The sequence below is a fragment of the Bacillus sp. SD075 genome (genome assembly GCF_017355165.1).
Taxonomy (GTDB): domain Bacteria; phylum Bacillota; class Bacilli; order Bacillales; family DSM-1321; genus Peribacillus.
In genome coordinates this window covers 175,138-188,344 of sequence record NZ_JADILK010000006.1, presented here as the reverse complement: position 1 = coordinate 188,344, position 13,207 = coordinate 175,138, and the positions used below count along the sequence as shown (strand labels likewise).

The window sequence follows — 13,207 nt, the reverse complement described above, 5'->3', positions numbered from 1 at the left end:
TTTCCGGTCTTTTTTTGGTTGATAATACAACTGTCATAATTGATTCAATCTTACTTTAATAGACCTAACCGAAAACCATAAACGACTACCTGTGTACGGTTTTTAGCTTTAAACTTTGTCATTAAACTGCTTACATAATCTCTGACGGTATGCTCGCTTAATTGCAATAATTCGGCCATTTTTTTATTGTTATAGCCCTCAGCCAGCAAATTTAAAATCATGGATTCCCGTTCCGTCAATTGTATGTCGGTACCTATTGATCCCTCATCATCTTTTCTTGATAAATATAAACCGAGCCGCTTTCCGACCTGTTCAAGTAAAGTCTGTTCATCTATTGAATAATCGAATTCCTCCCCTAATTGATCAAAGGTCAGCCAGCCGAACACTTGCGTGTCATGAACAATCGGTACAAAAATGACAGATGAAAGATTAAATAGCTGTATATGTTCCTCTTTAATGTAATTATGCGGATTCTTTAAAAATACCGGTTTTTTTGAATTGAACACCATGGATTGCCTGGAGTTGAGTTGTCCCCTCATGCTTTGGACTTTTGGCAGCTCCGCTCCTATGGTGCCGTAGAATTGATTGGACCAAGGAATATAAGCATAAAAAACACATCTTTTATAGTTAAAGAACTCTTCACATTTTTTTAGGATAAAGGCAAAATCCTTAAATCCTGATGAGTTAATTAGAAGTTCATCTAATTGGTCCAGTAGCTGCAGTCTTTTAAGTTCTGCATTCACTTGTTTGGTTTTGGGATGTTGCTCCGATTCGTCGCCCAACCACTTGTTATAGCTATGGATAAGATGAGAGAAAATGGATAATAAGTACATAAGAATGGATAGGGTTTGGGCATGTTTCAGGTTTACCATTAAGGTAACAATGGACTTTTCAAAGATTAAACGGAACATGCTGAAATGATTCTCATTTAAAAGGGGTAAAAGTGATTGAAGCCAAGTATCCAGATGATCTTCGTATGTGTCTTTTATCTCCTCGATGTTTGGGGCGGATAAAAATAGTAAAAATGATTCCAGTACTGTTTGTATCATCTTACGTTCAGGCTCTAATATGAAGGGCTCTAGATTCAAATAAATATTGTTATTTTCTTCAATCTGTTTGTGATGACTTTTTATGAATAATATGAATTGCTGAAATGTTATTTCTTCATATGCATGAAAGGGCTGAGCCATGTAAATTCCCACTCCTTAAAACAAAATACCCTATAAAAAGGGGGCGCTAACCCTATTATTATACAGCACTTTATAGGATAGTAATTCAAATTGTAAGGAGTAAAATAAATGTATGAACACAGAATGAAGCCATTGGGTGGCCATTCTATTTCACATGGCAGTCAGCTTTTTGCTTGTATAAGACTGGTCGTCTAGGGAGAATATCTAGGGATGGGGATTTCTGGTGCTCAAGTAATCTGTTGCATAGAAAAAAAGGAGATCTGGTTATATGATGAGACTTGAAAACAAAGTGGCAATCATTACAGGCGGGGGTACAGGGATCGGGAAAGAAACAGCTTTGCTATTTGCTAGGGAGGGTGCAAAAATCGTCATCACAGACATAAACCAGGAATCCGGTGATCAAGCTGTGAAAGACATCCAGGCAATCGGCGGGGAGGCCCTATTCATCCGTCATGATGTCAGCAATGAAGAAGATTGGAAAAGGGTTGCAAAGGAAACGATCGATACTTTTGATAAAGTGGATGTTCTGTTCAACAATGCGGGTATTTATATCATTAAACCGGTTGCAGAGATTGAATTGGAGGATGGAATCTTCTCATGTCAATAAACGTAACCGGCGTATTCTTGGGAATGAAACATATTATGCCACTGATGGCGAAACTAAATAAAGGTTCAGTCATAAATGCGTCTTCCATTGCAGGCTGGATTGGCGCCCCTGGTCATGTTTTATATGGTGCAAGTAAGGGGGCAGTCCGGACAATGACTAAAGATGCTGCCATCGAGTATGCTTCAAAAGGAGTCCGTGCAAACTCGATTCATCCAGGATATATCGATACCGGGATGGCGGACTATGCATCAGAACAATCAGGCAGTACAAAAGATGAATTGGGTAAAGAATTCCCATTGGGGCATCTGGGAAGCGTCAACAATGTGGCGAATACAGTACTTTTCATTGCCTCAGACGAATCTTCCTATACGACGGGTGCCGAATTTGTGATAGATGGCGGAGCAACAGCTCGCTAAAAATGCCTACCATTCTAGCGGATATAAAAAACCAAAACCAAGGAGTGTTTAAATATGAGATTGGAAAATAAAGTGGCGATCGTAACAGGGGGAGCAAGCGGAATTGGTGCAAGTACGGCTTTATTATTTGCAGAAGAAGGAGCCAAGGTGGTCATTGCCGATTTTGCTGATCATGGACAAGCCGTGTCAGATGAGTTAAATGGAAAAGGGTATGATACTCTTTTTGTTAAAACCGATGTTACGAATGAAAATGACGTAAAGAATATGGTCGAAAAGACGGTTAATAAATATGGAAAACTGGATATCATGTTCGCAAACGCAGGTATTGCAAGAGACGGAAACATCCATGAGTTAAGCTATGATCAATGGCAAAAAACGATTGATATTAATTTATCCGGTGTCTTCCTATCCGATAAATATGCGATAGAGCAAATGCAAAAACAATCTACTGGCGGCGCCATTGTCAATACAGGCTCCATCCATAGCCATGCAGGGAAACCAGGGGTAACTGCCTATTCTGCTGCTAAAGGCGGGGTCAAACTGTTAACACAAACGTTAGGTTCGACTTATGCCAAAGATGGCATTCGTGTCAATGCAGTTTGCCCTGGCTATATTGATACACCACTTATTGCAAAAGCACAAGGTGAGATAAGACAAGGGTTGATCGATTTACATCCAATCGGCCGTTTAGGCAGAGCGGAAGAAGTGGCGAAAGCTGTTCTCTTTCTTGCAAGTGACGATGCATCATTTGTTACAGGCACAAGCCTTATTGTAGACGGAGGTTATACGGCCGTATAAGTTTTATTTGCTGGTTCAGAAAATGAATAAATATAAAAGGCGTACACGATGTATGCCTTTTGAAGAGGCTGGGACATAACTAAATAAACCAACCTCAAAGACGGATCATTCTAAGTTATTCTACTATTAAAAATAATGCTGTTTTCGTATATGTTGTTTTTATTCATCCATTCAAGCTAAGAACACGTTCGTTCCATTGCGCTACAGACACTCGCTTTCCGCGGGGAGGAAGCGGAGCCTCCTCGGCAAGCCTGCGGGGTCTCAGCCTTTCCTCTATTTCCCGCAGGACTCGATTGTCTTCCGCTCCATTACACATAGGATGCAAGAAGCAACAAAATCCATTGAAAAGAACAAATAAAGACCCGAACTATTAGCCGGAAATTCCGCTTATAGTTCGGGTTTATCGTTGACTAAAATACTAATGTCCCAGCCCCTTTTTTATGGCTTGTACCATTTGGACGTTGATTTCCTGTCCCAGGCACTCGTTTCCGCGGGGGCTCCCTTAGACGCACTTTTCCCGCAGGAGTTTCGAACACCCGCTCCTATCAGCTTTGTTTTACCTTTAAGATAGACCACTTTTGACTAGAGTATTTTTTGTTTTAAAATACGGGGTATAGTTACTTTTTTTAACTTTGACCAATCACAGTTTTTGTTTACTTAGCATCCTCATCATTAGGAACAGAATTTATTTCGCTACATATATTTAAATATGGTTCACATACACCTCCAATAGGGTTCCATCTTTCCCCTGAGTAACTATTTGTCTGCGAATAGTTGCTTTTTTGTGCAGTGTTTATTGGTAATGCTCCACTTAAAATGTATTGTTTTTTATGATGCATCTATATAAATTCGGCGTATGTTAAATAAAAGGAGTGAAATGAATAATGCAAAGTTTCCCTTATGAACCTTATCGTGAAACATTGCCACCTGGTCAATACGCTTATACAAGTGGTTTTCCAGCAATGATGAGAAATTTATCCCCGACCTATACGATACCTACTGAACCAGTTTTTTTAGATCATTTACTAATGAATTTAGAAAAAACAATCATTGTCGTAACAACAAACGGTACATTAGAAGGAAAATTAACTGGAGTGGCTATTGACCACATTCAACTCACCGTTAGAAATTTAAATCACCATATTCGTTATCAACATATTGTCTACTACAGCGGTAAGCCCTAATTGCGTATTAGGACGCTTTTTTCACGGAATCATTTTTTCGTACTGTGTAAATAAAGTTTGTCCATCTTTTTTTTGCATTCCGTGCAAACAGGATTATGAGTGTTGAATTTTCAAAGAGATTTTCCAAGGGAAAAAAGATATGTTCTCTAAATCCTCTTCCAGTATCGGCCCCGCCAATAAGACGATCAACCACTTGGAACCAAGTAGTTGATTTTGGGTGTAGCTGGATTTAACTTGAAGAAAGTGCTGTAAATCAGAAAAATGGTTGCTAGAGTTACTGGTTTTAAAGGTCAGATAAGGGAGGAATCGCTAAACAACTAGATTACTATCGAGGTTTCTAAACGAAGAGGCTGGGACATAACTAAATAAACCATCCTCAAAGACGAATCATTCTACGTTATTCTACCTATTAAATATCATGCTGCTTTTGTAGATGTTGTTTTTATTCATCCATTCAAGCTTGTAAGAACAAGTTCGTTCCATTGCGCTACAGACACTCGCTTTCCGCGGGGAGGAAGCTTGAGCCTCCTCGGCAAGCCTGCGGGGTCTCAGCCTTTCCTCTATTTCCCGCAGGACTCGATTGTCTTCCGCTCCATTACACATAGGATGCAAGAAGCAACAAAATCTATTAAAAAGACCAAATAAAGACCCGATCTATTCGACGGAAATTCCGCTTATAGTTCGGGTATATCGTTGACTAAAATACTTATGTCCCAGCCTCCTTTTATGATGCTTATTTATTTATTCGATAAAAACTCAGTAATAAATTTATTGAAAATTACAATTGCCCACTAATTTCACTCTTGACTTTTCCCGCATAAAACCCTCCAATTCGTTAATAATATCCATATCTTACAATCAAAGGAGTGGAGTCTTATGGAAAGGTTTTCATTTTTTAAAAAGCAAAAAATACAAAAGACTACAGACTTCACTGATGTACTCAAACAAATGCAAAAGTCAAAGGACTTCATAAGCTTTACACTCGATTTTGAAAATGAAATATACTGTGTATCTTTTTTCGATACATTAATTGATAAAGATATACTGCATAGAGACCTCCTTCCCTTTTTACATACAAATTCTTCAACTCTGGAAGAACTTGTACACAACTTGCCAATAGAGGGGCTTATTTTTACAAAAAACCCTGCTGAACTACAAGGTCAGCTGTTAATAGGTTATATAGCCATTACATTAAATAATCAATCTGATCAAGCAGTTTTAATTAAAGCAGCAAATAACACTTCGAGGCAAGTTACACTGCCAGAGGTAGAATACAGTGTTGTAGGTCCGAAAGAAGCACTGGTCGAATCACTGGATACGAATTTATATTTAATCCGAAAACGGCTTCCAATTGCAGAATTGGCTGTTGAAGAAATTATTGTTGGGAAGTTATCCAAGACAAGGGTAGCTGTGCTTCATATAGAAGGAATTGCAAATAGGGAGAATGTAGAAACCGTCATACAGCGCATATCTGATTTAAGGGTTAACCAAATAATTGATAGCTCCTATATTTCACAAATGATAGAAGATAATAAAAATTCTCCTTTTCCTCAATTTATCGATACAGAACGACCGGATCGATTGGCTGCAGTACTTGGTGAAGGCAAAGTAGTGATCTTGGTGGACGGAGCTCCGCATGGTTTACTTGGGCCTTCCACACTCATTGAATACTTTGCTGCATTCGAAGATTATTTTCTCAACTGGACAACTGCCTCATTCTTTAGGCTTATTCGTTTTTTTTCTGTATTGTTTTCCATCTTAGTGACACCCATCTATGTCGCGGTTCTCACCTATCATTATGAATTAATCCCAAAGGATTTAGTCAGTACACTTGTGATTTCACGAAGCGGAATTCCATTTCCACCGATTTTAGAAGCATTAATCTTGGAATTAGCCATTGAACTTCTTCGGGAGGCAGGAGCTAGACTGCCGACTAAAGTAGGTCAGACGATAGGTATCGTAGGCGGTATTGTAATTGGAACGGCATCTGTAGAAGCAGGGCTGACAAGTAATGTATTATTAATTCTTGTTGCATTGTCTGCCCTTGGTTCTTTTACTACACCTGTCTATCAAATGGGGAATACCATTCGAATGATTCGATTTCCTTTCCTGCTTATGGCTTATTTTTTAGGATTAGTGGGTATAGGAATCAGTTTTTGTTTTTTACTTGTGCATCTACTAAGGATTACTTCCTTGGGGAGGCCATTTCTTGAACCTATTTATCCGCCAAGGGTGTATGATATGCGGGATGCCTTGATCCGTTTACCATTTTTTCTTCAGGCTAAACGTCCAATTGAGGTTCAGACGGAAGACACTATCCGATTAGAACCCAAGGAAGATTCTAAAGACTAAGTGAAAGTGGAGGTTTCATACATGAACGATAAAAGTGATCAAATCTCACCATTTCTTGTCTTTTTTTTAATCGTTAAGATTCAGATAGGTGTAGGGGTTCTGGGCTTTCAGAGGTTAATCATTCAATCTGCTGGCCATGATGCTTGGATGGCTGTCATTATAAGCGGTGTAGTCTTTTCATTTGGCATTTGGGGTATGTATAACGTATTAAACCGCCACGATATGGACCTAATAGGCATACATAAACGCCTTTTTGGTAAGTGGCTTGGGGGTTTGCTAAATATCATCTGGATACTGTATTGGCTGATGGTGGGTATTTCCGTTTTAAGATCCTATCTCGAAATAGTTCAATCATGGGTATTCCCTCAAATTAACACATGGCTGGTGACCACCATATTTGCTTTATTAATTTATTATGTGGTTTTAGGTGGGTTTAGAGTGGTCACTGGTATTTGCTTTTTAGGGATCACTATACCATCTTATTTAATTTTAACTTTTTATTTCCCCCTAGAATTTACACATTTTCGCAACCTATTACCTATATGGAATCATTCTCTTAAAGACATGGCCCTTGCATCCAAGCAAATGTCATATAGCTATTTAGGTGTTTCCACTTTAATGATGTATTATCCATTGGTTAAACATCGAAAAAGTTCACAAAAGTGGGCGCAACTAGGAAATCTTACTTCTGTTTTAGTTTATTTATGCCTAACGATTTTGACGATAGGGTATTACAGTGAAGGCCAAATTAGCAGATATATTTGGGCAACTTTGTCCTTTTGGGGCATTGTTCAAATGCCTTTTGTTGAACGGTTTGAGTACATAGGTATCGCTACATGGATCTTAGTTTTAGTACCCAGTGTATGTCTCTATATGTGGGTTTGTGCAAGAGGGATTTCACAATACTTTAAAATGAAGCAGAAAAAAATTTATGCTCTACTATTAATATTATTGGTAGTGATGACAAATATGATTAAAGGTAGGGAAAGGATTAATCAATTTGTGGATTATATTTCAAATTTGGGATTGATTATGGAAATTCCTTATGTCTTATTTCTAGTATGTTTGTCTACTGTCATGTCAAAAAAAAGGAAGATTAAAAAATGAGAATTTTATTCGCGAAATTGGCCCTGATCCTTCTTTTAATCAGTATTCTCTCAAGTTGCATGGGGGTGGATAGTAAAGTTCTCGATGAAATTAACTTGGCAACAGCCTTGGGATATGATTATGTCGATGAGAATCATTTCGAAGGTATCGCTGTAACACCGCTTTATTATCCAGATAAAACCATTAAAAATATTACCTTTAGTTCGAAATCATCACTTAGTAAAGACGTACGGGATGAGATGAATCAGCAATCTGAAAGACCCATCCTTAGTGGGAAAATAGAGGTGGTCTTATACGAAAAAAAGCTTGCAAAGCAAGGGATATTCTATCTAGTTGATACATTAATCAGAGACCCTTCAATTGGAACAACGTTGAAACTCGGAATTGTAGAAGGAAGTGCGAAGGAGGTGTTAAGCCATCAGTTTGGCAACATAGATAAAGGCATTTATTTATCTAACACTATAGAACAAAATATAGAAATGGGTATGCTGCCTAGAACTAACCTCCATCTTTTTTTGTATGCTCATTACTCCGAAGGAATGGACCCAATTTTACCTATCGTTAAAGCATTGGATGGGAAAGTTTATATTAAAGGAAATGCCATGTTTAATAGTAAAGGGGAATACGTATATCAGACTAAGAGCCGCGAAAATGTTATTTTCAAAATGTTGTATGAGAATACAACAAGTAAAGAAGGTTTCTCTACAAAAATTGAAGGAAAAAAATATGCTTCCGTCAACAATATAAAAACAAAAAGGTCATATAAGATTTCAAAGCCAATGACAGATACCCCAATAACGATTGATCTTGAGATAAAGGCAATATTACGTGAATATACCGGTAAAGAAGTAACCCCTAAAATGATTAAAATTATAGAAGATAAAATGACGAAAGATGTGAAGGAACGCTCGGAAAAATTAGTGCGGAATTTTCAAAAACTACATGTGGATCCCCTGGGGATTGGCGAACAAGTACGAACAAGGACTAGAAATTGGGATAAGAAAAAATGGGATGAAATCTATCCTTTTATCCCGATAAATGTGGAGGCTAAAGTGGAAATTTTAGAATCGGGCGTTGTAGAATAAGAGTAAACTGAGTAATGCTGCGGATTTTTTGGGGAAATAAAGCGACAGGAGTTCTTCGCTATCGCTCCATGAGAAAACAGCTAAAGGTTACAAAAGGCTTGCGAGGAGAATCTTTCCTAACTTTGGAGCAGCTATTGACTTCCTCATTGTGAGTGATGAGGGGAAGAGAGAGAGACAAAGTGGATATCTATTCAAAAAACTTAACAGCCGTTACCATGCTGGCCTTATACCGGAAGGAATATATGGCCAAAAAAACTCGATCTGAACTGATCGGAACGCTACAAACGGAACTTAATAAACATTTCAATAAAAAGCTTTTTGTAGGCGGGTAAATGTAAGTTAAGGCTATGGTAAATGAACTGGATTTCTATTCCAGCCATTAAACCCTAAACGAGATATAGTAAATTTTTTTATTGGTGTCCTATTACTGAAACACTCAGTGGAATTTTTGGGACCTACCGGGACCAGCGTCGGGATGTGCTATTCGCTGTACAAATTGTTTCGTAAATATAAAACTAAACTATCCATTATTCACCTTTATTTTGAAAGCCGCATTCCTCCGTTGAAAAATGCGGCTGTTTCAATATATATGTCTTGAAAGCAAATAGCAATAAGTATTATATGGTTTAATACCCTCGATTCCGATCTACCAATCCATTTAATGGTTGTTCACTTAAAAATCTCCTTAAATTTTCTATAAAAAAGTTGCTCACTTCGTTAATCGTACTTGGTCCTGACAGATGAGAAGTGACAAACACATTCGGCATTGACCAGAAATTATGTTCTTTTGGCAACGGTTCTGTCTCAAATACATCGAGGACTGCTCCTTGAAGATGCCCTGCTCGCATGACAGAGATTAAATCACTTTCATCTATCAATGCTCCACGGCCAACGTTGATAAGGTAAGCGTTGGATTTCATCGCCATAAGAAGGTCCTGGTTAATGATATGATAAGTGGAATCCGTTAAAGGAAGGGTTAGGACCAAATAATCTAGATCTTTTACAAATTCCCCCCATTGATCTGGAGTAAAGTGGAGATCCACTAGTGTTGCTTGTTTTCCACTAAAGCTTAATCCATGCACATTCATATCAAATGCTCGAGCTTTACGTACAAGTTCAGTGCCAATCGATCCAAGTCCAGCCACCCCGATTGTTTTCCCCTTTAGGGTTTCAGAAATGAAAGGATCCCACCTCCGCTCCATTTGTGATTGTTTCATTCGAGGACCGTCTTTCACTATTTGCAATAGAAACGAAAATACATATTCTGATATGTAAGCTCCAAATTGGTCAATAATTCGAGTTAATATAATGTTATTAGGTATCGATTTGTCTGCAATCAAATCATTGACTCCGGCTCCCATTGACTGAAACCAGCGAACAGATGAGGCAATTGGTTTACATAGTAATTGTGTAGGGAAATTCCATCCCAAAATAACTTCAGTATCCGGTAAATATTCTTCTGCTTCCCTCAAAGTTTTCGCTGCCTTCACCGATAAAAACCCATTATTGCGGATACAATCAGCATAAGCTTCAACCTCTGTCTGAATAGGACTAAATACAAGAATGCTTGGTTTTTGTGTACCTCTCATTGGCTCTCTCCTTATTGGTTTTTTAAATATAGTAAAAACTTCCCCCAAAGATATTAACTTTTAATCCTACTTTAATAACTTACCACAAAAGTCCAATTCAAACTAAAACTAACCAGCTTGTTACTTTTAGTAGAGAGCTGGATTTGAGTCAATATTTTGGACGCTAAAAGGTTAAATCCTAAGCTGTATTCCTAATTAAATCCTCAATGGCTTGTGGGGTTTAATTGCTCAAGCTACTGTCAAGAAGCGTAGTGTATTCGTACTGCGAAGTTTTTTCGTTACATCATTTAAACAATACAGGCACCCATTTTCTCTATTTCAATAAGATGTATTTGAAGGAGTGATGACTATGCCCTGGCAACAAAAAATCAGATATTTGATTGGTCAACCTGTTGGTGTTTCATTAGCAAATGGACAAGGGACGTCAGGTATTTTGTGTGGTACATCTGGTGAAAAGCTACTTGTTATTGAATATTTGTATCAAGCACAATTCGCCTTAAAACAATACGATTTTTATATGATTCAAGATATAAATGGATTTCCACCTTGTCAGAACCCACAACCATTATATTAATGAAACTACGTCACAGTTTGTGTCAACTCTACAATTAGTCTAACGGAAAGGAGGGTACATATTATACATGCCTAGTATGTACTGATAAACGCACTCGATTCTTAATGAAGGTTCGTTTTCTTATAGAACCACATGAATATTAAACACCTATAATCAGGAAAAAGATCATGTTAAATAAAACGAAAGTTTCGAATTTTTCTAAAAAGATCAGCGTGCTATTTAAGACTTCCTAATAAAACGGGGGGAGGGTGCTTCGCTTCAGTTGGGTCTAGAAAATCTGAAAAGATACGGAATGTGCCCATCAACGGAAAATCATAAGTCGACGAGAATGCGCTTGCTACCGGTGCAGAACTTTATGATCAATATCATGGGAATGTTTGAACGAATGCATCGAGAAAAATTGCGCATGTCCTTATATATCAGGGGTTAAGAGCGAATACGGACAGCATTTTCATTCTACGACATGATATGCGGAATGAGGTCTTTCACCCACTTGCCACCTAAGGGTGAGTAGGTTGGAAAGAAGCTGAAGATCGTCCAATTAATTAGCTGTTGGGTTTTGTGCGGGGTTCCCACTTTTAGGAGAATCAAGAGTTTTTTATGACTACAGTTAGATAATGAAAAGAAAAATATAAAAGAGATTTTATTGTGCTATTACTCCAAAAAGCGCATCCCAAACCGGGAATGCGCTTTAAAAAACTTATCAAAGACCAAGAGATATATATTTAAGCTCTAGGAATTCTTCCAATCCCCAATGACCACCTTCGCGACCAAGGCCACTTTCTTTAAAGCCGCCAAATGGTGCTTGTGCAACAGAAGGAAGTCCATCATTTAATCCTATGATTCCATATTCAAGACCTTCGGAAATTTCAACAGCCTCTGAAATATTTTCGGAGAAAATGTATGCAGCAAGGCCGAAAGGAGTATTGTTAGCACGCTCAATAACTTCTTCAGTTGTACTATAAGTTGTAATTGGAGCAAGAGGGCCAAAAGTCTCTTCAAACATGCACTCCATATCATCTGTTACATTTGTAAGGACAGCTGGTGTAATGAAATGCCCAATAGAATTTGCTAATTCTTCGCCACCTAATTCTAGGACAGCACCTTTGCTCTTAGCATCTTCAAGCTGAGCTTTTACTTTGTCTACTGCATCAGCATCAATCAGAGGACCGATCTCGACACCTTTTTCCAACCCGTTACCGATCTTCAACTTACTTACTTCATTTTTAAAGACTTCTGTAAACTCTTTTTCAATCGATTCGTGAACAAAAACGCGATTAGCACATACACAGGTCTGGCCGGCATTACGGAATTTTGAACCTATTAATCCTTTAGCAGCTTTTTCAATATCTGCATTTTGAGTCACAATATATGGTGCGTGGCCACCAAGTTCAAGAGAAACTTTCTTCATTGTATCCGCAGCTTGTTTCATTAAAACTTTCCCAATTTCAGTTGATCCTGTGAAAGTTACTTTACGAACTCGACTATCATCCATCCAAGCACCTACTATTGTTCTTGAATCGCCTGTTACAACATTGATTACTCCTTTAGGAATGCCAGCCTTATGAGCCAATTCAACAAGTTTAAGGGCTGTAAGTGGTGTCAGCTTGGCTGGCTTAACAATCACTGTGCAACCGGCTGCTAAAGCTGGAGCTACTTTTCGTGTAATCATGGCAGCTGGAAAATTCCAAGGAGTAACAGCAGCTACAACACCAACTGGCTGCTTTATAACGAGTAAGCGCTTACTCTGATGGGACGAAGGAATCGTTTCTCCATAAATTCTTTTGCCTTCTTCAGCATACCAGGAAATAAAACTATTAGCATAATTAACTTCACCAATGGCTTCCTGTAAAGGTTTCCCTTGTTCTTCAGTCATGACACGGCCAATTTCTTCCTTGTTCTCATCAACAAGATGAAACCATTTCATCAATAATTCAGAGCGCTCACCAGCAGTTTTCTTAGACCAGGTTTTAAACGCATCAGCTGCAGCATCTGCCGCTCTTTTACCTTCTTCGGCACCACCATCAGGAACAGTAGCAATCACTTCTTGTGTAGCTGGGTTTTTGACTTCAATTGTTTTTTCCGTCTCAATCCATTGGCCATCGATATACATTTTCCAAGTCTTCATAATAATTTACCTCTCCTTTTTTAGTGTGTTGACCAGTATCAACTACTCCCATTATCAGACTATTCAAGCAAAAACGTCAAATAAAAGAATGAGATACATAGTTTTTCAGCAGTTTTCGGGTTAACAATATAAGAATCTTATATTGAAAAATAAACTAGTTTACTAATAGTACAAACG

General features: G+C 38.2%; 10 protein-coding genes and 1 pseudogene. 8 read left to right on the top strand and 3 right to left on the bottom strand.

Annotated features, from left to right (window positions below; all coding sequences use genetic code 11):
• Positions 1 to 50: 50 nt before the first annotated feature.
• The gene (locus IOC57_RS07350) at positions 51 to 1,190 is read right to left on the bottom strand and encodes a LuxR C-terminal-related transcriptional regulator (protein WP_207438092.1); all 1,140 of its coding nucleotides are present in this window, start codon (positions 1,188 to 1,190) and stop codon (positions 51 to 53) included.
• Positions 1,191 to 1,461: 271 nt separating this feature from the next.
• Here IOC57_RS07350 and IOC57_RS07345 point away from each other — a divergent pair.
• From IOC57_RS07345 to IOC57_RS07315, 7 genes and pseudogenes are all read left to right on the top strand, one after another.
• Positions 1,462 to 2,213 (top strand): annotated as a pseudogene (locus tag IOC57_RS07345) (SDR family NAD(P)-dependent oxidoreductase).
• 54 nt (positions 2,214 to 2,267) lie between these two features.
• Entirely contained in the window at positions 2,268 to 3,011 is a 744-nt protein-coding gene (locus tag IOC57_RS07340) for an SDR family NAD(P)-dependent oxidoreductase (RefSeq protein WP_207438091.1), read from the top strand.
• 884 nt (positions 3,012 to 3,895) lie between these two features.
• Positions 3,896 to 4,195 carry a DUF2642 domain-containing protein gene (locus IOC57_RS07335; protein ID WP_207438090.1) on the top strand — a complete coding sequence of 100 codons (300 nt, stop codon included), beginning with the start codon at positions 3,896 to 3,898 and terminating at the stop codon, positions 4,193 to 4,195.
• A gap of 876 nt (positions 4,196 to 5,071) precedes the next feature.
• Positions 5,072 to 6,547 (top strand): spore germination protein, encoded by a 1,476-nt coding sequence (locus IOC57_RS07330; RefSeq protein ID WP_207438089.1) that lies wholly within the window; start codon positions 5,072 to 5,074, stop codon positions 6,545 to 6,547.
• Positions 6,548 to 6,568: 21 nt separating this feature from the next.
• Positions 6,569 to 7,654, top strand: a complete 1,086-nt coding sequence (locus IOC57_RS07325) for a GerAB/ArcD/ProY family transporter (RefSeq protein ID WP_207438088.1) — start codon at positions 6,569 to 6,571, stop codon at positions 7,652 to 7,654.
• Complete coding sequence (locus IOC57_RS07320) at positions 7,651 to 8,739, top strand: Ger(x)C family spore germination protein (RefSeq protein ID WP_207438087.1); 1,089 nt, start codon at positions 7,651 to 7,653, stop codon at positions 8,737 to 8,739. The genes IOC57_RS07325 and IOC57_RS07320 overlap by 4 nt, the downstream gene beginning before the upstream one ends.
• Positions 8,740 to 8,918: 179 nt before the next feature.
• Positions 8,919 to 9,071 (top strand): hypothetical protein, encoded by a 153-nt coding sequence (locus IOC57_RS07315; protein ID WP_207438086.1) that lies wholly within the window; start codon positions 8,919 to 8,921, stop codon positions 9,069 to 9,071.
• Between the two features lie 294 nt (positions 9,072 to 9,365).
• On the opposite strand, the gene IOC57_RS07310 is transcribed toward IOC57_RS07315, so the two are convergent.
• Positions 9,366 to 10,328, bottom strand: coding sequence for a D-2-hydroxyacid dehydrogenase (locus IOC57_RS07310; RefSeq protein WP_207438085.1), 963 nt, complete (start codon positions 10,326 to 10,328; stop codon positions 9,366 to 9,368).
• A gap of 349 nt (positions 10,329 to 10,677) precedes the next feature.
• On the opposite strand from IOC57_RS07310, the gene IOC57_RS07305 reads away from it, so the two are divergent.
• Entirely contained in the window at positions 10,678 to 10,902 is a 225-nt protein-coding gene (locus IOC57_RS07305) for a hypothetical protein (protein ID WP_207438084.1), read from the top strand.
• Between the two features lie 703 nt (positions 10,903 to 11,605).
• Here IOC57_RS07305 and IOC57_RS07300 read toward each other — a convergent pair.
• A complete protein-coding gene (locus IOC57_RS07300; protein ID WP_207438106.1) occupies positions 11,606 to 13,015 on the bottom strand; it encodes an NAD-dependent succinate-semialdehyde dehydrogenase in 1,410 nt (469 codons plus the stop codon).
• Positions 13,016 to 13,207: the final 192 nt, after the last annotated feature.